The following is a 22,572-nucleotide window of genomic DNA, read 5'->3' as shown; positions in this document are numbered from 1 at the left end:
CTATCCTATGAAGAAGCAATAAGATCGGAAGGGCGAATGCCTAAAATTACTATTGGTAAAACCTACCTATTCTCAAGTATCTCTTTTATCTTTTTCAAATCCTTTATATTTGCTCTTTGCATCATCGTAGCCATAAAAGGAGAGAAAACTTTAGAGAAACCAGTTGGATTCCCCCGATTACGAAGAGTCATACGGGTAACATCTCTTCCAATAGACTCCCATGTATAGATCGTCTCCATCGGAAACGGCCCAGTACTCGTCTTCATGGATAACTTCTCCCCTGGTTGGAATTCGGTTATCTCATATATATAAGCAAGCTCTCGACCGAGGAAACTTGCCTTAAATGCAATTTGAGATCCTTTCTGTACCGTTTTTTCAGTTTTCCATTCCGCCGACTGTATATTCACATACCATTCTGGAGCATTTTCCGGATTTGAGGCGTACGTTGATACTTTTTCTATCGGAATATTTATGATGATTTCTGTTAACACGTCTACCATGCATTTATTCCTCCAGTTGAAATGATAATACAATCTCATCTACGTTATTATTTTCTTCCAGCTATTTCTTTCATACCTGTTAATTGAATAGACAAAAAGAAGAACTGGTTTTCTCATCCAGTTCTTCCTCTCTTATCAATTTGAGGTTTTCACCATGCTTGGTAAAATCTCATGTATCTCCTTTAAATGTTGAATCTCATAAGTGGGATTAACCCCTGACTGATTTACTTTTCGTAACGGGTTATACCAGCATGTATCTATACCTGACAGCTGTCCACCTTTAATATCTGCAGATAAGGAATCCCCGATAATCAAGCCATGTCCTAGGGTATAGCTTGGAATTCTATCAAACACATAATCAAAGAATTCCTTCATCGGCTTTTGAAACCCTGTATCTTCCGAGACAAACACTTTCTTAAAATAAGGATATAAACCAGAATCTCTAAGTCTTCTATCCTGTGTTTTGGACACGCCGTTTGTCACAATGTACAATTCGTAGTGAGGGTGCAGTTCCATAATTAGCTCCATTGCACCGTCAATAAGCTGATGTCCTTGCTCTAAATAACTACGATACTTTTTTTCTAATACACTTCCATCTACTTCTAAATTGTATTGCTTGAAGAAAGTAGAAAATCTCGTGTTGAGTACCTCGTCCCGCTCAATTTTTCCGTTTTCATATGCATTCCACAAACTCTGGTTTATCTCTTTATATCTGCGTTCGTCTTCTGAGGTTAAGACCATATTTTGTTCTGCAAACAGAGAGCGTAACGCTTCCTTCTCCGTAGCTTGAAAATCTAATAACGTATCATCGATATCAAAAAATAAATACTTATATGTTTTCACATTATTTCCTTCCTATCTTTTAACAATATAATGCAATTCAACAAATTGATTGAACCTTTTTATCCTCTTCAACTCGAGCTTCTGTTCAAGCTCATATTCCTTAAATAACGGAATCCCTGCCCCAAGTAAAACCGGAGCTAGGGTAATCGTAAGCTCGTCCACAAGCCCCTCTTTTAAAAAGGAGTGAATCAAGTCTCCCCCACCAACAAGCCAAATAGACTTCCCTGGCTGTGCTTTCAGCTTGTTCGTAAATGGGACAATGTCTTCCGCAACAAACGTCACATGTTGATTGTTCCCCGGTTGTTTTCTAGAAAATACAAAACTCTCTTTTCCTTCGTACGGAAATTGTCCATTTACCTGGTTCATTACCCAATCAAAGGTCCTTCTTCCCATGAGGATTGTGTCTACTGTTTCATAGAACTTTGAATAGCCATTGTCTCCTTCGCCTTCTACTTGAAAAAGCCAATCCAATGATTCATCATTAGTGGCAATGTATCCATCCAAGCTCGTCGCTATGAAAAGCACAACCTTTCGACTCATCCATTTTCCCCCTAACAGTAAAAAAGCCACCTTGAAGGTAGCCATTTTATTTCCATAAATATCATTTTATCATATTTGTTATATTATGAAACAATCAATGATTGTACTAATTTGTTCTCTACTATGAAGACCACGCATCGTATCGAGCAACTCCCCATCCTTGAACAATAATAGTGTTGGCAACCCCATAACTTCAAACTGGGAAGCTAGTTCAGCCTCTTCGTCCGCATCGACCTTTGCAACTACTAATCGTTGACCATATTCATTTTCAAGTTCCACTAAAATTGGTTCCTGTACTCGGCATGGCGGGCACCACGGAGCGCCAAAATCCACTAATACAACTCCTTTTTTTTGCACTGTTTCACGAAACGTTTCTTGTCCTAGTTCCAACATCCTTCGTTCCTCCTTTTATTTCAATCCTTCTTCTTTAATCGCTGCCACACGATCCATTAAATTTAATCGGATCATTTGTAGCGTCTCAAGCTGCTTTTCAATTTCCTCCAGTTTTTGCTCATATATCGGCAATACTTCCTTACAAAAGGTTTCTTTATTTTTCAGGACACAATGTAAAAATCCTGAAATCTTCTCAATGGAGAGTCCTAAATCCAAATAAAATTTGATCGTATGAACTTGATCAATCGCTGTTTCGTTGTATACTCGATATCCGTTCGACAATCTCATCGGAATTAGAATCCCCTGCTCCTCATAATACCTAAGGGAACGAATACTCACCCCCGTTATTTTAGATAACTCACCGATTTTCATTGAGGAGACTCCTTTCATATCCTTGATACTCTTATTCTAAACTGTAACACTAATGTGAGGGTCAAGAGTTTTTTAAAAAAATAAAAAAGAGTTAACCAGTTTGATTAACTCCTTCAATAAGATTCATTTAGTATATGTAGTAACTTGCCAATGCTTCGTTGCAGGTCTTTTCGCCCCTGTCCATCCCAATTGCAATAGCTCTCTCGCTATTAATATATTAAAAAATCCATGTCCGACCAATACTACAGATTGGGATTTTTTTACTACACGGACTAAATGCTCTGCAGCTTGTTTAGCTCGAATTTTTGCATCTGCAAGGGATTCGCATTTTCTACAATAACCCGCAAGCCACAAGCACCTCATCAAGACTGCCCATCCGCTCGGCCGCAACTTTACTTTCGAGATAAAACCTGATATTATTGGCAACTCTGTTTCTCTGAACAAGGAATTAGAAACAACTTCCACTGTGGGAATTAATAATTTCGCAGACTCCCTAGACCTAAATAAATTACTTGTAAAAACCATACTGGCTGATACCAATTTTTTTTGCGTTTCCTCCGGGTAAGTCTCTTCTGCATATACCCCATGATCGTCATACCTAGTAACCCACTCTTCAAATTGTTTAGATGTAATCCAATCCTTCTGTACCCATTTTGATCTTCCATGCCTTATTAAAGAAATCTCCATAATTAATCTCCTACTTAAAAATTAATAAAAGCAATGTAAATGAAATCTACACTGCCCATCCAGAAATCACCTAAAAATAAGCACTACTAAACATCACCTCACTTCTTCGAATCATATATAAACCATTTGCCAAAGGAAACCTACAAACATAATCGAAAGCACAAACGCTGGTATTGAAAGTATGACTTTCACTCGAAATTTGAGACTCTTAAATTTTTTATATGTTTTACTTACCAAGCTAAAAATAATGATAATGACAGGTATCCCTATTACAATTGCAATTACATCAACGTAGGTAAATGGTTTACTTATAAAGTCATCCATAACAATATTAAAAACAAAAAGAATACTAAACAATGTAAATTGAGAGGCAAAAAACTGAAAATGTGTCATTTGGACATTCCCCTGTAAGAACTCTCAACCTACGTTAACCAATGTTTTGGTACGTTTAGGTGAGAAGGTAATTTAGTATATTTGTCGCCTTCCGTGGCATTTACTTGTGCTTGGGTGAGAAAGATACTGCCTTGTAAATTTGCGCCATGTAAATTGGCATCTCTCAAATCGGAACCAATAAAGTCACAGTAACGTAAATCACTTTCCCGAAGATCCGCAGCTATTAGAAAAGTGCCTCTCCAACTCATACCTTTTAAGTTTGCACCTTTTAACTTGGCACCGATTAAATCCATGCCTTTGCCAACTTTTTTCTGAAGATTTTTATCTTTTTTCACCTTCAGACGAACAAGCTCACTTGTTTTTAAAAGGAGTTCATTTACGACCGCACGATGATTAGATACATTAAGATTCATTAGTGAAACCGGATTAAGTTTCGTAAGTGCAACCGTCTCGTCTAGTACCTTTTGAATCTCGCTATGAATGGAACGAGTTTCTACTAGATTAACTGCTTCCTGTAGGTAATACAGCATCTCGTGAAGCTGCTGCATAATTGGAAAAACATGAAACATTTCTTTTGCTGTGCTCTTATTTTCCCGCCAATCCTTCCCCTTGTAAGTAAACTGAGAAACCTTTTGTCCAGCTCCAAAACATTCATACACAGTGCAACCCTTATATCCCTTACCACGTAAATCTTCGTGAATCCCACACCGAAAATCTGATTGTAGGTTTTTACATGGTGCGCCACCATCTTTATCAACAGCAAAATCTGCTGATTTGATAAAAGGCAAAGCGACACAGCATAAACCAAAACAATTTTCACAATCAGCTTTATACTTTATTAAATTTCCTTTATTTATCATAGTTTGATGAGACAACCTTTACACTCCTCTTCCCAATTTAAACAACTACTTAAAAGAGGAATACCTTAGCATGCCCCTTTTTATCAAATTACTATTTAAGAATTTGACGATATATTTTCTATCCTTCACTGCAGGCAGAGTCAATTTTTCCTTACATTGGAAATTAAACGAATGGGGCCAAAACTAGCAGTAAAGTCGCACTAGTAATAAGAATTTGCGTAATTTTCTTGGGGAGCTTTTCTCTCCCCTTACCTTTGTACCAACCATGAAACTGTAACTTATTCCTATATAGGATAAATAATATAATAAATAAAGCAATAAAGACCATCCACTCATTATTACGTACATTCATTTCTAAAAAATCATATATAAATATGAATAGAAACCCTAATAAACTTCCCGGAAAACCGAACAATCACTATCGTGCCTCCGAGTTAAAGTTCAACCTTACTAAAATGTTCTACAGTCGGAAACGGAGCATAGAAATGGTGTAATAATTGTTTCCATTCCTGGTATTCAGCGGATTCACGAAATCCAATGGTGTGATCCTCTAGTGTCTCCCATCTTACAAGTAGCAAGTACTTCCCTTTCACTTCCAAACAGCGCTGTAACTCATGTGATACATACCCTCGCATGCTGGATATTATACCGGATGCTTTTCGAAACGCTTCCTCGTATTCTTCTTCAAGCCCATCTCTTACATGGAGCATTACTGCTTCTAAAATCATAAAACCTACACCTTCCATCCTACAAGTCTTTCGATAGTCGAATCATATCTCTACAACGAATCCCATTTTCGTAGATTTCCTCTGTGTAATACTTTATAAAATAGTCGCTGTCTACACCTACAATTCGAAATCCACATTTTTGATAAAAAGCCAACTGGCCAATGCTTGAATTACCTGTACCCAATTCTATCGTTTGATAACCAAATTCTTCCGCTATTTGGATTGCGTGCAAAACAAGTTTTTTGCCGATACCTTTCCCTTGCTCACTCTGCAAAACAGATATGTTTACTAACTCAACAGTTTTAGGTCTAGTGGGTAGAATTACGTATACACCGACGATCATGTTCAATTCTTCAGCTACATAACACTCTCCCCTATTAATATAGTCTTTTACCATTTTTCGAGAAGGATCTGCTTCGAGTAACAAATCGAATGGAAGTGATTCTCCATAATTAATTTTTCTAATATTCATATTTTCTCTCCTGAATTCTCTACGATATCAATTTCCATTATACACCATTTATATTTAGTAAATGGAATATTTTGAGGAGGGAAGTCAATTGTTTTTTTATATGAATTTAGTTTATTCATTACACTAATTATTGGAAATCATATGTTCTAAACGCGGATTTAGTTCACTCATTCCACTTATTCCTGGAAATCATATGTTCTAAATCTAAATTCCTATTTAGTTCCCTCTATCCTCTAATTTCTGTAACCCTTCATTAGCTCCCGCTCACATAAAAAAATGAAGACCCACCTTGGATCCCCATCTTCCTAAATTATAAATTCTCAAAAAACACTCGGATGACATCTGCACCACCGATTACTGTACCTAGTGTACTTCCAAGGTTCGATAATACAACGATTAGTAAGATTCGACTAACTTTGTTTTTCCAGAAACCTTTTACACTAAAAACATCTTCAGACAACGTTTCAAAATCCTTCACACTTGGGCGTCTTACATAGGCTTGTGCAAGCCCAGCAAACCAGCCTGATGCAAGAACTGGGTTAAGCGATGTAATCGGCGCTGCTAAAAAGGCTGTTAAAATAGTCAAAGGGTGTCCAAGAGCAATAGCTGCTCCTAAAGCCGATAGCCCACCGTGCCATAAAATCCAACTAAACGTTTGGGATAACCCTGCTTGTGGGTTGGCGATAAACGTATAGGCAATGATTGCTAAGATCATCACTGGGATACTCCAACCAATAATTTTGGGCCATTTTGATTTGGGAGGAACAGAGGTTAGCTTTGCTAAGTCCTGTTCTTTTTTTATTTCTTCTTTAATTCCTGGTACGTGTGCAGCTCCTAGGACGGCAACAATTTTCTCGCCAGGCGCCTCTTTAATTTTTTGTGCAAGATATTGGTCTCGCTCATCAATTAGAGGTTTTTTTAACCGCGGAAAGGCTTCTGTGAATTCATTCAGTATCGCTTGAAGCGTGTCCTGGCTTTTCATTTTTTCTAATTCTTCTTCTGTAATACTTTCCTTGCTAAATATACCTGCAATCACCTGGCTTAAAAGAAGCGCTTTTCCTTTTAGACCAATCCCACCCCATATTCTAGCAAATGTAATTTGGATATTTCGGTCGGCGAGTACGAGTGTTGCTCCTGATTCTTTCGCCGATTGAATTCCTTGAATCATTTCCTGCCCTGCTTTAATGCCAAATTGATCGGCCATTCGATTTTGAAAGGAAGAAATCGCTAAGTTCATTAACAATAAGGAGGCTTTTTTTTCCTTAATCACTTGAATGATATCCATTTCTTTCCATTTATTTCCATCAGTAATGGATTGATATCTTTGCTTATCCAACTCTACACAAACAGCATCAGGTTTTTCAGCTTCAATAACTTCTTTCACCTGCTCTGCACTTTGCTTCGACACATGGGCGGTCCCAATAAGTATGTATTCTTTGCCATCTAGATGAATCCTTGTAATGTTATCCTCTACCATAGATACCTTCCTTTAAATCCATCACCTGATTTGTCTATTAACCTAATAATGATGTCTATGTTCTTTTTGTCCATTATAACATGAACACCTCTCAGTTTGCGCTTACTGAACCATGAGTTTTTTTCTGGGGGAAGTTCCCCTAATTTCTCCTTAGTTAGTATGTACTTTAGGGTTTGATTCCAAGTACAAAATCCCTAGGATAAAAGATACGTAACTCATGTTATAATACAATTTGTATTTATTATTTTTGAGGTGTTACTAGATGAACGAAAAGGAACCACGTTATATCACACTTTCCAAGCAAAAGTGTAAAGAAATAGGGATGGATCCAAATGAGATCGTTCGTCCCAAAGTAACTTTAACCAAACAAGAGGTTCAAGGCAGACAAGAAGCCTATAAAGAAATTTTATCTGTTGTTCGCTTCTTTTCAGAAAAACTCATTCATTCTTTACCAGAAACTCCTATATTAGTCGTAATCTCTGATTCTGACGGTTACTTATTAGAATTAGCAGGGGACGAGGTAATAAAAACTACCATCGATCAATTTGGTATTACACTAGGAAGTTTGTTTAGACAAGAAGATACTGGAACAAATGTAGTTAGTTTGGCTTTAGAACAGCGACATCCGGTTCAGCTAGTCGGTGAGGACCATTACCACACATTTCTTCATGAAATTGCGTGTTACGGAGCTCCGTTTCATTACACTGATGAGGATAACTTACTTGGAAGTGTAAGTATCATGGTCCCAATTCCCTTTCATAACTCCTTGTTTTTGCCCATGCTTAGTCAACTAGTGGACTCCATTGAACGAGAATTGCTATTAAGAAAACAAAATCGAAAGCTTAATATTTTGAATCAAGTATTGCTTAGTGGAGCCAGAAACGGAATCATTATTACTAATGAAACTGGGATTATTATAGAATTTACAGACTTTGCAAAACAACTCTTCTATCATACCCTTCCTAATTCTAGTATTTATGATCTTCCTATTATAGGAGACCATTTCAAATACGTCCTAACTGCGGAAGTACGTTATGATAGTAAAGAAGTCGTTTTTCAAAATTCTGCTGGTGATCCCATCATTTGTCTCTTTGATGCACAACCTATTTATGAGGGTGAGAAGGTTATTGGAGCTTACGGACAACTACGTGACATGACCGATCGCTATTTAATGGAGGAAAAGATTAAGGCAGCTGAAAAGCAAGCACTAGCGGGTCGAATTGCTGCGGGAATTGCGCATGAAATAAGAAATCCTCTTACAACTGTTCGTGGGTATCTTCAATATTTTGAAAAAGAAGTGGGGAGAGACATCGGGCAATTATTCACCGAATTACTTATTCCTGAAATTGATCGTGCTAATAAAATCATTACTGATTTCCTTAGTATCGCAAAACCTTCTGAAAAAGCGTTTGAACGGATCCAAATTAAACATTTTTTTACAGACTACTTATGGAACTTCCTAAAAAGTGAAGCTCTGCTTTACAACGTAGAATTAGATTTTGACATACCTTCACACACAGAAAATTACTATATCCTCTGTAATCGTGAAGAGCTTCTTCAAGTATTTATTAATTTATTTCAAAATTCTTTACAGGCAGAAGGTGAGAACCCCCTTGCCGTAAGAATTTGTACCGATATTAAAGATGGCCATATCCAAATTATATTCAGTGACAATGGGAAAGGTATTCCAGCTTCTATCCTCATTAATATATTTGAACCTTTCTTTTCAACTAAGGATATAGGTACAGGTTTAGGACTTTCCGTTTCTCAAAAAATCATTGAGAACCATAGTGGTCAAATGACTGCAAAGAGTATTGAAAATACTGGGACGACCTTTGTAATTGAACTCCCCCTTCACAAGGTAACAAAGTAAAACAGCAGCTTCCTTTATTGTTAGGAAGCTGCTGTTTTACTTTACACTTTAAATTTTCCAATTAATTGTTGTAGCTCTTCTGCCATTTTTGCTAAGGAGTCTGATGATGAACTAATTTCATCCATTGCTGCAAGCTGCTCTTCTGTTGATGCCGCCATACTTTGGGTTCCGGCTGCTGTCATTTCCGAAGTATCACCTACTTTTTCAACTGCAACAACCATTTGTTCTGTTTCCCTTGATATTTCTTGAACTGTGCTGGACATTTCACGAATATCAGCAGAAACATTCGTTACCGCTTGCTCTATTTCTTTAAACGACTTACCAGCATGCTGGATTAATGTTGTACCTTCTGTTACTTTTAGTGTTGTTTCATCCATTGAACGTATTGTTTGATGGGTGTCTGATTGAATAATGTGAATCAATTCAGAAATTTGACTAGCTGATGCTGCCGATTGCTCTGCTAATTTTCGTACTTCATCTGAAACAACGGCAAATCCTCTCCCGTTTTCTCCTGCTCTGGCAGCTTCAATGGCAGCGTTTAATGCCAAAAGATTCGTTTGCTCAGCGATACCAGTAATAACTTGAACAATTTCACTTATTTGACTAGAACGTTCACCTAGTTTTCTAACCTCTTGCGATAATTGTCCTACAGTAGAATTAATATCATCCATTTTTTCTGCAATTCCTTCAATTGCTTTGTTCCCTTCAACCGCTCCGCTTGACGTTGACAAAGCAGTTTTTGCAACCAATTCTGATTTTGATGCAATGGAACTTAATCTAGATGATAGTGTGCTCACTTTTATCGAGGTTTCTTTTACTGTTTGTACTTGATCATCTGTTCCTGAAGCTACTTGTTCTACTGTCGAAGCAATTTGTTCTGTTGCTCTTGTTGTTTCCTGCGAGCTAACATGTAATTGCTCAGCAGCGGCAGCCACCTGGTCTGCATTTTCACTAACTTGTTTCATTAAATCACGTAATTTCCCTACCATTTGATTGAATGATTTAGCCATCACGCCTAGTTCATCTTTGGATTGCAATTGAATAATATGTGTAAGATCGCCTTCCCCCTCCGCGATATCACGCAAACGCTCAGTCATCTCATTTAGTGGCTTGGTAATGGATCTGATAACAATTACTGCCACAACAAGTCCTATTAAAATAGATAGACCAATAACTGCATTTAGTATAATCGCACTTGTTTTTTTGTCATCATTTACTGTCTGTTTATCTGCTTCAATTTCTTTCGTTAGTTTGGTGATAAATGTTTCTATACTAGGATCAACCAATTCTTTTCGGATCTTTCTTTGTTCTTCCATATGGATCGTTAAGGCTACTTCTTTCTCTCCATTGGAATAGGTTTCAACCATTTGTTTATTTTTATCAAAATAGGTTTGTAAATTGGCTTGAATTTCTTTGATCGCTGCCTTATCTTCTGCAGTTAAGTCATCCGTTGATTCTAATTTAGAAAAGTAGTTATTTATATCTTCTACCTTCTCTTCAATTCCACTAACTAACTCTGTTTTCCCAGTTAGAAGAAAAGCTCTTTCATCATTTGAGATTCCGGTAAAACGATACTGAAGTGACTTCATGGTTAATTGGACTTCTTCATCCTTTTGCATTTCAAGAAATGCTCTTTCAGTAGAATTTAATTCCTTAATAGATAAAGTTCCCGTTACGATTAAAGCCACGAATAAAATAGTCATTAGTAGAATAAGTTTAATTTTTATCTTCACGTTTATCCCCTTTTCAAATTTATGTATAGTGTCTATATCGGCAGAAATCCAACGGTTCTTTAACTATTAATTTATTGCATGAAAAAAAGCGTAGAAAACTACGCTCCGATTACCCCCGCTCTATTACCATTGCAATTCCTTGACCGCCACCAATACATAAGCTGACAACAGCAAATCGGGCATTTCTCCTTCTTAGTTCATAAGCTGCAGAGAGTAAAATCCTTGCTCCACTAGCGCCAACCGGATGCCCTAAAGCAATTGCCCCTCCATTCACATTTGTCTTTACTCGGTTTAATTCAAGTGCTTTTTCTACCGCTAAATATTGTCCTGCGAACGCTTCGTTCACTTCGATTAAATCCATGTTATCAAGAGTAAGATTGGCTCGTTTCAATGCTTCCTTAATTGCTGGAACGGGCCCAATCCCCATAATTGTAGGATCTACTCCTGCAACGGCCCAGGATACAATTCTTGCAACTGGCTTCAGTTTGTTTTCTAAAATGGATTTTTTACTAGCTACGACTAGAGACGCCGCTCCATCATTGATTCCTGAAGCATTCCCCGCTGTAACGGTTCCATCATTTTTAAAAGCTGGCTTGAGGGATTGAAGTGCCTCAATCTGAACACCTGGCTTTATATGTTCGTCTTCCTTAATAATTCTAGAACTCTTTCTCGTTTTAACCTCGACAGCCACAATTTCTTCTTGAAAAATTCCCTTACTAGCAGAAGTGGCCGCTCGTTGATGTGATTGGGCGGCAAAGTTATCCTGCTCTTCTCTCGTAATCTCATACATTAGTGCCAGCTTTTCAGCAGTCATCCCCATTCCGCTTCCTGTATACTGGTCAGTCAATGTTTCCAGTAGCATGTCGTCAAACTGAAGATTCCCCATTTTAAAACCGCCGAATCTTTGGGAAAAATTTGAGTACGGGGACTGTGACATATTTTCTGCTCCTCCAGCAAGAACGATATTTGCATCACCGACTAGGATATGCTGTGCAGCTGTAATAATGGATTGAAGCCCAGAGCCACAAAGTCGATTTAATGTGAGTGCCGGCACCTCTTTGGGAACTCCACTATGCAATCCAATATGTCTTGATAAATAGGAGGCATTTTTACCAGTATGAATAACATTTCCATAGATTACATGATCAATCTGACCGGGGTCCACATTTGAACGACGAAGCGCTTCGACTGCACTCACTGTACCGAGCTCCATAGCCCCCGTTTGAGCAAATGAACCACCAAAATTCGTAAAAGCTGTTCGTGCGCCATCTACAATATAAACATTTGTCATTTTCTGATTCCTCCTGTTAATTGATTACCTAATGTCAAATACCATCTTATTTCGCGTCAACAATTAGTATTCAATGATTAATCTACTATTTCAATAATTTCTGAGCAAAAAAAAATGGAAGTAGCTTTCACTACTTCCGTTACATACTCTTTTCACGCATCCGCATAAATAGCTTTGTAATAAGATAGGCGATAGTAAATAATATGACATACAACAAAAAGACAAGAGGAATGTTAACCCACTTATACATTTGAAATAAGTCTAGACTGGTTAACAATGGTTTAAATCCAAACCCAAAAACTGCAGCGGCAATGATTCCATATAAATAAAAATTCTTATTTTTCTTTAATGTCCATTGGAAAACGAGCATAATTCCTACTGGAATGAGGGAGACATCAAGAGATACACTTGGGAGGTATGGAATTAATTGATACGGATAACCCCATAAACCACTTCTGATTCCAAACATCTCAACCCAAGCAAACAAAGCATGCGTAGCAAATCCAAAAAAACTGATTATAAAGATGTTTTTTCGGTCTATCGTAAAATATAACACAATTAATGGAACGATAAGCATTAGCAGGACGACCCAAAATTGCCATGAGCCGAAATCCGAATAGGTTTGCCAATACTCTACAAAACCTTGTGTGTTCTTTTCTTGGCCCGAAATTAATTTCTCAAAGTACTCTCTTTGTGGAGTATTCAAAACAACCATCCTTCTCTTCTCTTTTTCCATAGTTTTCCCAAAAAGTGAAAAATCATGAGTCAATGAAAAAAGCTACCATAAAGGTAGCTCCGATTTTATATCAATTTATATTTTTTAAAACTATTATAAATCCCATCGTTATCATGTGTATCTGTAATATCATCGGCTGCTTCTTTTAACGCTTCTTTCGCATTGCCCATGGCAACACCATATTGGACAAATTGGAGCATTTCTAAATCATTCATACCATCACCATAAGCGTATGTGTGTTCTCGATCAATTTGAAGATGCTCAAGCAATTTTTCTATCGCAACCGCCTTATGAATACCAGGCACGGATAATTCTCCACTATTCTCTCCAAATAGGGGAACCGTACTTGGAATCACAGTAAATTTAGATGAGAATTCCTGCTTTATCGTTTCAATGGGAACGCTAGAGCCTAAAAATGAAATTTTATTAATATCATCGCGAATCAGATCCTCATTGTCAATTAAGCAATCATGAAAGGGCTGAATTCCCTTATTGACCTCTTCAACTGCATGTGGGTTCTCCGCTAAAAAATCATGAATTATCCCTTGGATATGGTTCTTACAATTCTTACTAGCAAATAATCCACCATTTGACTCAAGATAAAAATCGATTTGATGTTTATCAAAAAACTCAACCAGATGTATCACATCTTCCGTAGAAACTCTCTCATGAAGTAAGACCTTTTCGTCTACTTCAATGTAGCCCCCAGCTGCACCAATAATCCCATCAAACCCAATTTCCATGATTTCATGAAATAACTCTGCCTTCGATCGGCCGGTACAAATAAATACTTGATGTCCATTTTTTCTCGCTTGTTGGATAGCCATTTTTGCTGATTTGGGTACAACACCGTGTTCATTAACAAGTGTCCCATCGATGTCCATAAATATAACTTTTTTCATTTCTATCACCTTTACCTGTTTAATTGTAGTTGAATGAATTTTCGTTTTCCAACTTGAATGATTAATCCATCGGTAATTGTCAAATGTAAATGGATATCTTCTACTTTTTCTCCATTCAATCGAATACCCTTGTTCTCTATCATTCGTCGTGCTTCACTTTTCGAATCTAACAGGTTTAGTGCTAACAAAAGCTCAATCAAGGACGTTTTCGTTTCCCCTTCCCATTTCACAGTTGGAATATCGTTTGGCATTGCCCCTTTTTGAAAAACAGAAATAAAATTCTGTTCTGCTAGTTCCGCCTGTTCTATTCCATGGTACATGCGTACAATTGTTTTGGCTAGTAACATTTTTGCATCTCTTGGGTGTATATCCCCAGTATTTATTTCCTCTTTCATAAGCTGAACCTGTTCAGGTGGTAAGTCAGTTACCAATTCAAAGTATTTAATCATTAACTCATCTGGAATCGACATGGCTTTACCGTACATTTCTCTAGGGTTCTCATCAATTCCAAGGTAGTTTTTCTTTGATTTTGACATTTTCTCCACACCGTCAAGACCTTCTAATAGAGGCATTAACATGGCTACTTGCTTTTCTTTTCCAAACTTTTCTTGAAAATGTCTTCCCATTAATATATTAAAATGTTGATCCGTTCCACCTAGTTCAATATCACATTCTAAAACGACAGAATCGTATCCTTGCATTAATGGGTAGAAAAATTCATGTAACGAGATGGGCTTACTAAAGGCAATTCGTTCCTCAAAATCATCTCTTTCTAACAGTCTAGCTACCGTAATTTTCCCCGCTAGTTGAATCACATCTTCAAAGTTTAGCTTGGATAACCAGTTAGAATTGTAATGAAGTTCGACCTTAGACATATCTATAATTTTGGCAAACTGTTCGAAGTATGTTTTGGCATTATGCTTCACTTCTTCATCTGATAATTGTTTTCTTGCCACTGATTTTCCAGTAGGGTCACCAATTTTCCCAGTAAAATCACCAATAATTACTTGAATGATATGACCATTCTCTTGAAACTGCCTCATCTTATTTAACACTACCGTATGTCCAAGATGAACATCAGGTGCGGATGGGTCCAATCCAAGCTTTATTTTTAAAGGCTTATTTTCTTTTATTGATTTTCCAATTTTGGCTTCAAGCTCTTCGGTCGGGATGATTTCTTGTACTCCTTGAGTATATATTGCCATCTGCCTTTTCACTTCTTGCTTTTGTTCCATCGTTAGTTCCTGCAATAACTTTGTCATCTCTACTTCCTCCTTTATATAAATAAAAAAACCACATCCCCCAAAAAGGGACGTGGTTTTTGCACGCGGTACCACCCTCATTGAAGAATCTAGTTCTTCCACTTAACGAATAACGGATCGTCCGTTCTTTGCTAGGCAAAGAAAGCTCAGGGAATGTATTTCATGTTATCTTTGTGTCGATTTACACCAACCATCGACTCTCTGTTACAGGGAGATAACTACTACTTGGTTTCCCGTCATCACTTTTACATTATTAAAATTTATTTTCTCTTATTAATCTTCTTAATAGGGACGAAATATTATGTTGCTCGACTTCTGACAAGCTTGAGACAATATCTACTTCTCCCATATGAAATCGTGGATAAAGTTCTTCCATTACTCTTTTCCCTTTCTCGGTAAGGAGAACGTAGGTTATTCTACGGTCTCTGTTATCCACCTTTCGATAACAGAGCTCTTTTCGTTCTAACGTATTTGTAATATTACTAATCGTTGCCTTTGAAACTCCAGCAGACGCAGCTAGTTTTTTTGTCTCCATCGATTCCCAAATCCATAAATCATATAGAATCGAAAATGATGTCCACGATAACCCATATTCCGATAAGACCTCTCGTTCCATTTTATTTCGTAAGCCCTGTGCAACTCGGTATATATTGGTCACTACTGCAATCGCTTCTAAGTTTAGTGAATGAATTGGCATTTTTGTTAAAAGATTAATGGTATCAATCTCTTCAAGAAGTAAATTACCCTTTTCATTAAATGAGTGAATATGTCTCACCTCTGAATTTTCATAATCATTAGCTATGAAACGATAATACCAAAAAAAGAATTGATAAGCAACTACAAATCGCTAATCAATTATGTTCTCTGGATGCCACTGGTATTCACCTAAACAAACCATACCCGTTTCGCTTACTTTCACTCCCTCGCTTTGTAAAGACATCATTTGCTCATGATAAGAGGAATCCTCTTGGATAGAAATTTTTCCTTTTACGCTGATGACACGATGCCAGGGTAAATGGTGCTTTTTACTCATCGAGTGAAGGATGCGAACAACTTGACGAGCAGCTCTTGGACTACCAGCAAGTCTGGCAATTTGACCATACGTCATTACTTTTCCTTCGGGGATATTTTAATAATCATTACTACTTGCTGTGTAAATGGCTGCATATGAAATATCCTTTCTTTCCAACTAGTAAAAATAACATTACTAAAATTGGACCTATATCAAAAAGCTGAGGGCTACTTAAATAGCCCACCAGCTCCCATTTTTTATTCTCTTATACCACCATCATACAACACTTCAAAGTAACGATTAACAGCATTCCCAGAATCATTCGTAGCCGATATTCTATAAAAATTATAGGCTGGACTATTATCATTAAATAAAAGGGTTTTTTCAAATGAACTAGTTAATGTCTCCGTCGTTTCATCCCCAAATCCAGAAACACCAAATAGTAAGAAATTAGCATCTGAACGACCTTTAAAAGTGATGGTATGATCCCCTTCAGGTAGATGTGTTACCAAATCAACAGGACTCTCAATTGTTAGTTGAGGAAGAGTAGTATTTGGTGCTTCTTTGAACGAAAGGCCATTAAGATTAAAATCGTAAGAAAGAAGTGACGGGTCTTCCGGTGATTCGGCAGGATTGGAAGTGACAACAAACATATAGTCACCTTCTGGTAACACATCTCCATTCCCATACATGGCTCCCCAATTTTTATCAGTAATAATAAAGTCAGAACCATCTGAATTCGGTCCCCAGGTTACCTCAATGGTCCCTTTTTTAGTAGTTGAAAAAAGATAGTAATGTGTCTCTAGGTCCCGATAAATCTTTCCTTTCCATTCAACACTCGTGATTTTCTTTTTTTCTTTTGTGACCTTTTCCTCTGCCTTTACCGAAAAATCTAATACCGGAACAGCTTTTGCCTGTAAGAAACTTGGTGTTAGCAATAACAACAACATAAATAGTCCGATCCCGATTAATAATAATATTCTTGATTTTAACATGCGTCTTGCACCCTTTCCTATCAATAAATGGGTAGTTCATCCGCTGCCATGTTGTGTGCTGTAACTTTTTCCACTAATAAGGTAGACGGGAATTTATAGGAAAGGTTACATACTTTTCATCCAAATAAACACGACAAGAAATGTCGTGTTTATTGCTTCACCCAGTATTCTGTGCAGTCTTTGCTGCGCTCAATAAATCCATACTCGATTAAGTACCGCCGAATGGTCGCAAAATCATTGAAGATGGTCTTTAATACGGTATTTACTTCCAACTCCGTATATCTTTTGTTTGGAGTAAATCGAGTAAGAATATGTTGAAGAATAATGATCTTTCGTTTTTCTTTGCTCGGAAAGTTGTCCAATGGACCATCTAATCCATTTTTAAAATAGGTTTCTAATACTTTTTCTTTCTCTTCTATAGTAATTGCGTAGCGTTCATCCACCATTTTTGCCCCCTTATGAATTTCAATAAAGTCCTTAGTACTTTTGTCCTTCTGTCCATTTAAAACATTCATAATGGCTAAATAGATCTTTGCTTGTTTTTCCTTCTCTCGAAATTTGAAACGATGATTTCTTATCGTCGAAGGGCTCCCACCCTCCAATTCCTTAACTATTTCCTTATCGTTTAAGCCTGATTGAAAGAAAGTTAACAATTCCTTTTGGTGTTCTGATAACCCGGTATACTTCTTGTCCATGGAAAGCAAGTATTCAAATGGACTTCCGTGGGAATGTAGTATATGTTGTTTTACTGCCTTTTTCGCTTCAAGCAGCCTATCACTCATTGGATAGATCACACCATCTTCAAAAGCCTCATAACAAAATAAGCAAGTGTACTGTTCTTTTTCATCATTAAAATAATAACCTTGAGAAAGTTCTTCAACTGAAGCGTCCCAAAAACGTTCTTCATTTACCAAAATAAACACCTCTTAAATTTGTTTATTATATATATAAACATTATATATATTTGTTTATATTTTAACAATAAAAAAAGATCCTTCAGATGAAAGATCTACCATTTATAGTTTAGCTTAACAGTTGCTACCAGGACTTCATTACGATAATCCTCTTCCTATGTAATTTGCTTGAACAGGTGAAAGCCCAAGCTCTCTCGCCCAAATAGATAATTGTCCGATATGATGAATTTCATGAACAATTACATGTTTCATGACCTCTCCATATGAAAAGACTCGCTTCCCTTCTTCGATGACTAATTGCTTATCGCTTAAATTATCTGTCCAATTTTCCACAAAATTTCGAATCATTGGATGCCAATGTTGATGTAGGTTAATCACATCATCAATCGTTTGATAGTCTTCTAGTTGAAACTCAATGACCTCTCCGCCAAGGAGATCATTGATCCAATCAAACTCAACTACAACAATATGTAGCAAAGTATGGAGAATGTTATTAAAACCACCGACTCGCTGTTTCAGCAGGTCTTCCGCTGATACTTGTTTTGCCCATTCAAACCACTCTTCTCTCACTTGCCAATTGTAATAAAAAAATTGCTTCAACTGCTTCACCTCATTTATGATGGTTTTCCACCAATAGGTTGAAACGTACTTATCCTTTCCACCCCCGTAATAATTGGCTTCGCTTGTTTAATTAAGGTTTGTGTTGACTCCAAGCCAAGAGAAGCTTGATGAGCATCTTCACTTTTCCACTCTTCGTAAACATATACGGAATTTGGCTCTAAGTCTGCTGTACTTACTAGGTACACCTCACAATCCTCTAAATCATTCATTGATTGTGCTGCTTCCATCAAAATCCGTACCATTGTGTCACGTTCCCCATCTTTAACAGTAAACTTTCCAAACAAACCATACTTGCTCACAATATCAACCCCTTATATTAAAAAAACACTATATATTCATTCTTTAAAACCATGTAATTGTCCTTCTTTACAGAAAAAACACTTCTCCTTAATTGGAAGAAGTGTTAAGCAAATTACCTTTTATCTTCGAAATAGTCTCTAAATTCCTTTGTATCCGTTAGGTTTTTATTTTTATAATAAGGATTATCCACTGTAGAATCCTTAGGATCTAAATTCGTTTTGATCACTAACATTGGTGCTTCTGTATGTTGAGCGATTACACGATCATCTAATTGTTCAAAATCGGGTAATTTATCGCTTCCAGGCTTTCTTGGCTCCACGTTCACACACCTCCTAATGATAGGATGCTTTAAAGAATCAGAACTATGTACGAAAAAGTTTCTTTAGGTAAATACTACTTTTAAAAGACATAGGAGGGAATAGACTTGGGAGCAATCGAAAGAAATGGCTGGACGTTTGAGACCGAATTCAGTGTGATTCAGCAAAAGGGATCGATTCAAGTGTATCACCATGGTGATTTTAAAGAAGAAATAACCTTTGATTTTCACGGGAAATTTCCAAACCACGATGAAATAGAAAAGATCGTCGATATCTATTGTGAAAGCCATCATATTTAATATTGGTTTTTTATGGTACGTACATTAATTTTATAAATAGGCAATAATATGAGCGATAACCTTGAAAGGGAGGGATTTTCTATGTCTTTAGAATGGTTTGATCGAGTAAGTGGTGAATTGCAAGATCATTTAGAGTCTATTTGCGATAAGTATGACCAAGTAGGTCATATGTCTGTTGATCGTGGTGCGAAACATCCACGTATGGAGTTTTACGTAGAAACAGAAGATGATGATCGTGAGTATTTCTGCACCCTTTATTTTGATCCACATAACGAGGAGTTCTACATTGATTCAATTGATGTAGACCTTGGCCAAACGTCAAAAACGATCCTTGCTGACATTGAGGATATAATTGATGCGGTTCATGAGAGTTTACATGATTTTATGAATGATGATGATTTCGATGATGAAGATTATTATGAAATGGATGACGACGAGGATGACGACGTTGAGGTCGATTATGTCCTAATGGACGATGAGGATGAGACTGACGATATCCTAGAACAGGTCGATGTTGACTGGGAAACTCCTGAAGTGACAGCCTTTATGTACGAAGATGAAATTGAAGTCTCCTACCAATTCGGTATCGTCCAAGAAACCGGTGACGGTGTGCTTCGAAGAGTAAACCGAATTTGGACCGATGACGAAGACCTAATCAAGGACGAAACCAATTTTATTTTCTCTAAAGAGGAAGCGAGCACAATTATTGCCATGATCGCGAGCCATATGGATTCGTTATCTGACTTTAACTATGACCGTTAATCAACATATAGATCACTCAAATTGAGTGATCTTTTTTTCATGCCTGGTAAATTACTTTAATTAATTCATCAGCGAACATTACAACTAATAGAAATTCCTTTTTTTTAGAATAGATATGTTAACACCAATTTAATCACCTGCGCATCCTATCTGGCATGTATTTCATCCATTTTTTCAGTCTATAACTCGCCACGCCATAGCCTACAAAGGAAACAGCCGATAATCCGATTCCTATTTTCCATATTAATGGGTTCATTACATACAGACCAAATCCTACACCAGCTAATCCGACTAACAAAAGTAGAAACAAATGTTTTTTATGATTCTCTTGAGTGATAAATAGAAAGTCTCGTCTTTGTTCGCTTTCTTTCAGCTGTTCGAGCTTTTGCGGTACTTGAAGAAATTCATTCACTGAGTGAACGATTTTAAAGATAGGTTGTGATTGGAACCACTGCCAAATAAAATTCCATTTATTGCTTTGGTTTCTGAGCCATTCCATAAATACAGGCTTTCCGAGGTCGAGTGGCTCTTCATCTGGAACTACATTTCGTAGGATGCCTTCGATTGTCCCCACTGACCGACCTAAAAATATGAATCTTGTAGGCACCTGAATAGGAAGGGCTTGAATGATATCGTTCATTTCTAATTTTAATGCAATCAGGTCTATCTTTTTCAGGTCCCCTATTTGAAAGGACATAAGCTCGGTTAAAAGTCTTTCCATTGTTCGTGAATCTGCATCTGGTAGCAAAAAACCTAAATGTGACAAGCAATCTACTGCCTTTTTGTAATTCTTAGCTAAGAAAGCCTCGATGAGTGATTGAAAATAGGAGGCATCCTTTTTACTGATTTGTCCCACCATTCCAAAATCTAATAAGATAATTCTTCCTTCTTTACTAACCATGATATTACCCGGATGTGGGTCGGCATGAAAATAACCGGCTTCTAACCATTGAGGTAAAAATAATTGAATTAGCTTTTGAGCAATCTCTTTACGACTAGTATCTATTTGCTCTAAACGTTCGCCGTCGGTCAGCTTTATTCCTTCTACCCATTCCATGACGAGCACCTTGTTTGTACAAAGCTCTGGATATACATTTGGTATTTTAACAAAATCATTATCACTGAATCGGTTATTAAATGATTGTAGCGCCTCTAACTCTTTGGCAAAATCTAGTTCCCTCTCAATCACCTCTTTTAATTCCTTATACAACACATGAAAATTAAGAAACCCTTTTGGTACTGGAACAAAATGGTCAGCAAACCATATGATGATTTGTAAGGTCCGAAAATCGATTTGAACGATAGATTGAATATTTGGACGTTGAATTTTAACAGCCACTTTCGTTCCATTCTTTAAAACGGCTTGGTATACTTCACCAATAGAGGCTGATGCCACCGCCTGCTTTTCAATAGAGTCTATTTTATTATAAATAGAGCCTCCCCATTCATTTTCAAGTATTTCCTGAATATCCTCCCATTTCGATGGCGGCACATGATCAGTCAGGTCTTCCATCTGTTTGATAAAAGAACGTGGCAATAAATCTGAACGAATGCTTAATATTTGACCAATTTTTATCAATAGACCTTCTAATTCAAAGAGGGTTTTCCGAAATCTTTCACCGATTTTCCCCCATAGATTTTCCCATTCTGAATCAGGCTTTCTTCGTAACTTGTACCAATAGATTTGAATAAAAATAGTAAATGCTAGTGACAACACCTTTGTCATACGAATGAACTTACTTTGAACTTTCATTCAGAATCCTCGTTTCCTTTTAAGAGTAAAAAGTGGCTACTGTTTGGCAATTCCTCTCCCCTTTTAAATCCAGAACTTACATAGAATTTATCCGCTTCCTTTGTATCTGTATGTAAAACAATTAATTGAAAATGGGTAGTAGCTTTAGAGAGTATATATTCTAATAAAAAAGTACCTATTCTCATCCTTCGATATCGTTTTCTTACATAAAAACGCCTCAGCCTCCCTATGGTAGGTTGTTTAGAAAAGGGGTCTTGATTTAATCCTCCTAAGGCCACAAGGTCTCCGTCATTATTAAACACACCATACAAAGCCTCACCTGGAAGAGAAAACCGATTGTCACCAGATTCATAATCATGTACTAGCCTAGTTACAAAATTGAAGCCCTCCCTTTTACTTTCTTTTACCACCTCAGCGAAACCTACCTGAGACAGAAGATTTATTTTTCTAACTTCAAACCCCTCCATACCCGTCCTCCTAATTCGCCTTTTACATCTAGTAAAAGAAAATACGATCATCTTTTATATTGGTTTCACC

General features: G+C 37.1%; 26 protein-coding genes, 1 pseudogene and 1 other annotated feature. Of the genes and pseudogenes, 3 read left to right on the top strand and 24 right to left on the bottom strand.

Annotation, left to right across the window (positions count from 1 at the left end; all coding sequences use genetic code 11):
- Window positions 1-62 precede the first annotated feature (62 nt).
- From BKO01S_RS08180 to BKO01S_RS08125, 10 genes are all read right to left on the bottom strand, one after another.
- Window positions 63-500 carry an SRPBCC family protein gene (locus BKO01S_RS08180; protein ID WP_066051568.1) on the bottom strand — a complete coding sequence of 146 codons (438 nt, stop codon included), beginning with the start codon at window positions 498-500 and terminating at the stop codon, window positions 63-65.
- Between the two features lie 135 nt (window positions 501-635).
- On the bottom strand, window positions 636-1,343 hold the full coding sequence (locus BKO01S_RS08175; protein ID WP_066051565.1) for a YjjG family noncanonical pyrimidine nucleotidase: 708 nt from the start codon (window positions 1,341-1,343) through the stop codon (window positions 636-638).
- Window positions 1,344-1,355: 12 nt separating this feature from the next.
- Window positions 1,356-1,883, bottom strand: a complete 528-nt coding sequence (locus BKO01S_RS08170; RefSeq protein WP_084362012.1) for a dihydrofolate reductase family protein — start codon at window positions 1,881-1,883, stop codon at window positions 1,356-1,358.
- A 78-nt stretch (window positions 1,884-1,961) separates the two neighbouring features.
- Window positions 1,962-2,276 carry a thioredoxin family protein gene (locus BKO01S_RS08165; protein WP_066051558.1) on the bottom strand — a complete coding sequence of 105 codons (315 nt, stop codon included), beginning with the start codon at window positions 2,274-2,276 and terminating at the stop codon, window positions 1,962-1,964.
- 15 nt (window positions 2,277-2,291) lie between these two features.
- Window positions 2,292-2,648: a MerR family transcriptional regulator gene (locus BKO01S_RS08160; protein WP_066051556.1), complete on the bottom strand. Its 357-nt coding sequence runs from the start codon at window positions 2,646-2,648 to the stop codon at window positions 2,292-2,294.
- Between the two features lie 123 nt (window positions 2,649-2,771).
- Window positions 2,772-3,335: a histidine phosphatase family protein gene (locus BKO01S_RS08155; RefSeq protein WP_066051553.1), complete on the bottom strand. Its 564-nt coding sequence runs from the start codon at window positions 3,333-3,335 to the stop codon at window positions 2,772-2,774.
- A gap of 422 nt (window positions 3,336-3,757) precedes the next feature.
- Complete coding sequence (locus BKO01S_RS08145) at window positions 3,758-4,588, bottom strand: pentapeptide repeat-containing protein (protein WP_066052054.1); 831 nt, start codon at window positions 4,586-4,588, stop codon at window positions 3,758-3,760.
- Window positions 4,589-5,022: 434 nt separating this feature from the next.
- Window positions 5,023-5,316: an antibiotic biosynthesis monooxygenase family protein gene (locus BKO01S_RS08135; protein ID WP_066051546.1), complete on the bottom strand. Its 294-nt coding sequence runs from the start codon at window positions 5,314-5,316 to the stop codon at window positions 5,023-5,025.
- A 19-nt stretch (window positions 5,317-5,335) separates the two neighbouring features.
- A complete protein-coding gene (locus BKO01S_RS08130; protein WP_066051543.1) occupies window positions 5,336-5,788 on the bottom strand; it encodes a GNAT family N-acetyltransferase in 453 nt (150 codons plus the stop codon).
- A 310-nt stretch (window positions 5,789-6,098) separates the two neighbouring features.
- Window positions 6,099-7,265, bottom strand: coding sequence for a TraB/GumN family protein (locus BKO01S_RS08125; RefSeq protein WP_066051539.1), 1,167 nt, complete (start codon window positions 7,263-7,265; stop codon window positions 6,099-6,101).
- A 262-nt stretch (window positions 7,266-7,527) separates the two neighbouring features.
- On the opposite strand from BKO01S_RS08125, the gene BKO01S_RS08120 reads away from it, so the two are divergent.
- The gene (locus BKO01S_RS08120) at window positions 7,528-9,138 is read left to right on the top strand and encodes an ATP-binding protein (RefSeq protein WP_066051536.1); all 1,611 of its coding nucleotides are present in this window, start codon (window positions 7,528-7,530) and stop codon (window positions 9,136-9,138) included.
- Between the two features lie 41 nt (window positions 9,139-9,179).
- On the opposite strand, the gene BKO01S_RS08115 is transcribed toward BKO01S_RS08120, so the two are convergent.
- The 12 genes and pseudogenes from BKO01S_RS08115 to BKO01S_RS08060 all read right to left on the bottom strand — a co-directional run bounded on the left by BKO01S_RS08115 (window position 9,180) and on the right by BKO01S_RS08060 (window position 19,223).
- On the bottom strand, window positions 9,180-10,871 hold the full coding sequence (locus BKO01S_RS08115; protein WP_066051534.1) for a methyl-accepting chemotaxis protein: 1,692 nt from the start codon (window positions 10,869-10,871) through the stop codon (window positions 9,180-9,182).
- 109 nt (window positions 10,872-10,980) lie between these two features.
- Window positions 10,981-12,162 carry an acetyl-CoA C-acetyltransferase gene (locus tag BKO01S_RS08110; protein WP_066051531.1) on the bottom strand — a complete coding sequence of 394 codons (1,182 nt, stop codon included), beginning with the start codon at window positions 12,160-12,162 and terminating at the stop codon, window positions 10,981-10,983.
- 139 nt (window positions 12,163-12,301) lie between these two features.
- Window positions 12,302-12,868: a hypothetical protein gene (locus tag BKO01S_RS08105; RefSeq protein WP_066052051.1), complete on the bottom strand. Its 567-nt coding sequence runs from the start codon at window positions 12,866-12,868 to the stop codon at window positions 12,302-12,304.
- Window positions 12,869-12,963: 95 nt separating this feature from the next.
- Entirely contained in the window at window positions 12,964-13,800 is an 837-nt protein-coding gene (locus BKO01S_RS08100; RefSeq protein WP_066051528.1) for a Cof-type HAD-IIB family hydrolase, read from the bottom strand.
- 11 nt (window positions 13,801-13,811) lie between these two features.
- On the bottom strand, window positions 13,812-15,062 hold the full coding sequence (tyrS, locus tag BKO01S_RS08095) for a tyrosine--tRNA ligase (protein WP_066051525.1): 1,251 nt from the start codon (window positions 15,060-15,062) through the stop codon (window positions 13,812-13,814).
- A 43-nt stretch (window positions 15,063-15,105) separates the two neighbouring features.
- Window positions 15,106-15,311, bottom strand: a binding site (T-box leader).
- Window positions 15,312-15,315: 4 nt separating this feature from the next.
- Window positions 15,316-15,759, bottom strand: a complete 444-nt coding sequence (locus tag BKO01S_RS08090) for a MarR family transcriptional regulator (RefSeq protein ID WP_084362021.1) — start codon at window positions 15,757-15,759, stop codon at window positions 15,316-15,318.
- Between the two features lie 150 nt (window positions 15,760-15,909).
- Window positions 15,910-16,229: pseudogene (locus tag BKO01S_RS08085) on the bottom strand (MGMT family protein).
- A gap of 102 nt (window positions 16,230-16,331) precedes the next feature.
- Window positions 16,332-17,069 carry a hypothetical protein gene (locus BKO01S_RS08080; protein WP_066051522.1) on the bottom strand — a complete coding sequence of 246 codons (738 nt, stop codon included), beginning with the start codon at window positions 17,067-17,069 and terminating at the stop codon, window positions 16,332-16,334.
- A 149-nt stretch (window positions 17,070-17,218) separates the two neighbouring features.
- Window positions 17,219-17,983 (bottom strand): DUF2087 domain-containing protein, encoded by a 765-nt coding sequence (locus BKO01S_RS08075; protein ID WP_439951036.1) that lies wholly within the window; start codon window positions 17,981-17,983, stop codon window positions 17,219-17,221.
- Window positions 17,984-18,121: 138 nt separating this feature from the next.
- Window positions 18,122-18,583: a DinB family protein gene (locus BKO01S_RS08070; RefSeq protein WP_066051519.1), complete on the bottom strand. Its 462-nt coding sequence runs from the start codon at window positions 18,581-18,583 to the stop codon at window positions 18,122-18,124.
- Between the two features lie 14 nt (window positions 18,584-18,597).
- Window positions 18,598-18,903, bottom strand: coding sequence for a putative quinol monooxygenase (locus tag BKO01S_RS08065; protein ID WP_066051516.1), 306 nt, complete (start codon window positions 18,901-18,903; stop codon window positions 18,598-18,600).
- 113 nt (window positions 18,904-19,016) lie between these two features.
- A complete protein-coding gene (locus tag BKO01S_RS08060; RefSeq protein ID WP_066051513.1) occupies window positions 19,017-19,223 on the bottom strand; it encodes a hypothetical protein in 207 nt (68 codons plus the stop codon).
- 105 nt (window positions 19,224-19,328) lie between these two features.
- Between BKO01S_RS08060 and BKO01S_RS08055 the strand changes: the two genes are divergently transcribed.
- Both BKO01S_RS08055 and BKO01S_RS08050 read left to right on the top strand, forming a co-directional pair.
- Window positions 19,329-19,520, top strand: a complete 192-nt coding sequence (locus tag BKO01S_RS08055) for a YbxH family protein (RefSeq protein WP_066051512.1) — start codon at window positions 19,329-19,331, stop codon at window positions 19,518-19,520.
- Between the two features lie 81 nt (window positions 19,521-19,601).
- Entirely contained in the window at window positions 19,602-20,282 is a 681-nt protein-coding gene (locus tag BKO01S_RS08050; protein ID WP_066051509.1) for a hypothetical protein, read from the top strand.
- Between the two features lie 133 nt (window positions 20,283-20,415).
- Here the strand turns inward: BKO01S_RS08050 and BKO01S_RS08045 are convergent, their stop codons facing one another.
- Both BKO01S_RS08045 and BKO01S_RS08040 read right to left on the bottom strand, forming a co-directional pair.
- Window positions 20,416-22,035: an ABC1 kinase family protein gene (locus BKO01S_RS08045; RefSeq protein WP_066051505.1), complete on the bottom strand. Its 1,620-nt coding sequence runs from the start codon at window positions 22,033-22,035 to the stop codon at window positions 20,416-20,418.
- Window positions 22,032-22,553, bottom strand: a complete 522-nt coding sequence (locus tag BKO01S_RS08040) for a GNAT family N-acetyltransferase (protein ID WP_232311199.1) — start codon at window positions 22,551-22,553, stop codon at window positions 22,032-22,034. The genes BKO01S_RS08045 and BKO01S_RS08040 overlap by 4 nt, the downstream gene beginning before the upstream one ends.
- Window positions 22,554-22,572: the final 19 nt, after the last annotated feature.

This window comes from Robertmurraya korlensis NBRC 107688 (genome assembly GCF_001591645.1).
In the GTDB taxonomy this organism is placed as follows: Bacteria; Bacillota; Bacilli; order Bacillales; family Cytobacillaceae; genus Robertmurraya_A.
This window is presented reverse-complemented; position numbering and strand designations above follow the sequence as displayed.